The organism is Ferrovum sp., from assembly GCF_027317285.1.
GTDB lineage: Bacteria > Pseudomonadota > Gammaproteobacteria > Burkholderiales > Ferrovaceae > Ferrovum.
This window is the reverse complement of the sequence record NZ_DAHVHV010000110.1, coordinates 1-1601: the sequence shown is the minus strand read 5'-3', so window position 1 is coordinate 1601 and position 1601 is coordinate 1. Positions and strand designations below refer to the sequence as shown.

The 1601-nt window shown below is 56.3% G+C and carries 3 protein-coding genes; 2 read left to right on the top strand and 1 reads right to left on the bottom strand.

The genetic code is table 11. The features are described from left to right. On the bottom strand, positions 1 to 205 hold a 205-nt coding region (locus M6F29_RS11720), incomplete at its 3' end, for a hypothetical protein (protein WP_298160113.1). Between the two features lie 147 nt (positions 206 to 352). On the opposite strand from M6F29_RS11720, the gene queF reads away from it, so the two are divergent. Together queF and M6F29_RS11710 are read left to right on the top strand one after the other, a co-directional pair. Beyond that, a complete protein-coding gene (gene queF / locus M6F29_RS11715) occupies positions 353 to 781 on the top strand; it encodes a preQ(1) synthase (protein WP_031597800.1) in 429 nt (142 codons plus the stop codon). Then, the coding region (locus M6F29_RS11710) for an aminotransferase class I/II-fold pyridoxal phosphate-dependent enzyme (protein WP_298160108.1) at positions 778 to 1601 on the top strand (824 nt) is incomplete at its 3' end. The genes queF and M6F29_RS11710, both read left to right, overlap by 4 nt.

Below are 1601 nucleotides of genomic sequence, written 5' to 3'. Positions count from 1 at the left end.
CCATACGCGATACCCCGGATTCTGCCATAGTAATACCAATCAACTGTTGTGCCATTTCCATTGCTACCTTGTTGTGGGTGTTAAAGAGAAACTGGGTATGCTCGGACATCCTCTGCACCATGCGCGCAAAACGCTCGGTATTCGTATCATCCAGAGGGGCATCACGCCGACGCACCGTGGTCTCGTTGATGGTGTAACGGGACACCCCGTTGCCCGGGAATCGGGATATGAACCGCATCGGCAAAGGATTTGAAACCCGCCAGTTTAATGTGTTTGAGATGCACTAAATGCGCTGCTGTCCACAAAGAAGTTAGAATAAGAAGATTCTACTCCATCAGACAGGATCTCCCCAATGCCCGCACAACCCAGTCGTACTCTGGAAACCTTCCCGAATCCAAGTCCGGAACGGGATTACCTGATTCATATGGAACTGCCCGAATTCACCTGTCTGTGTCCCAAGACCGGGCAACCCGATTTTGCCTGGTTGAGTCTCGACTATGTCCCGGATCAGACCAATGTCGAATTAAAGAGCCTCAAACTGTATCTGTGGTCTTTCCGAAATGAAGGGGCCTTTCATGAAGCCGTGACGCAACGCATTCTCGATGACCTGGTCGCAGCGACACAACCCCGTTTCCTGCGTCTCTTGAGTCGCTGGAACGTGCGCGGCGGCATCTTTACCCACGTACTGAGCGAACACCGTCAGGAAGGGTGGCAGCCCCGTTGTTCTTTGCCGCCAGTGCACTTTGCAGGCGCGACTCCCTGGGCCCCTCCTCTGGCATGAACCCTCGTCTTGACACACTTCAGCCCTATCCTTTTGAACGCTGGCGAAGCCTGATCGGAGCGCAGTCTCCCTGCCCCGATCATACCCCCATCGCACTGTCCATCGGAGAACCCCGTCATCCCACTCCACGTTTCATTCAGGAGGCGCTGTGTGCGCATCTGGACGAACTGGCCCGCTACCCGCAGACCCTGGGTTCCCAAGTGTTGCGCGAAACCCTGGCAGGCTGGCTGGAACATCGTTTTCACCTCCCCCCCCTGGATCCGGATACGGAAATACTGCCCACATTGGGCAGTCGTGAAGCCCTGTTTTCCCTTACCCAAACCCTGCTCGACCCGGGGGCTGAAGAAAGGGTGGTCTGTCCCAACCCTTTTTACCAAATCTACGAAGGAGCCACATTGCTGGCGGGAGGACGTCCCTACTTTGTCAATGCCGACCCCGCTCAAGGGTACCGCATCGATTACAGCCAGGTTCCCGAATCCGTCTGGACCCATACCCGTCTGGTCTTTATCTGTTCTCCTGGTAACCCCACCGGAGGAGTCCTGAGCATGGAGGAGTGGACCCGGCTGTTCGCCCTCTCTGACCGGTATGGGTTCACCCTCGTGAGCGATGAATGCTATTCGGAAATCTACCCTCTGGACAGTGCACCTCCGCTGGGTGGACTGGAAGCTGCCCAGCGTCTCGGTCGTTCGGGTTATCCGCGCCTCCTCGTCATGGGCAGCCTGTCCAAACGCTCCAATGTTCCGGGATTACGCTCGGCCTTCGTGGCAGGAGATCGGCATTTGCTCAGGCGGTTTGCGCTCTATCGTACCTATCATGGCAG

Bases quoted from the DNA above. Each gene is read 5' to 3' on its own strand.
- queF (WP_031597800.1), top strand. From the start codon at position 353: ATGCCCGCACAACCCAGTCGTACTCTGGAAACCTTCCCGAATCCAAGT.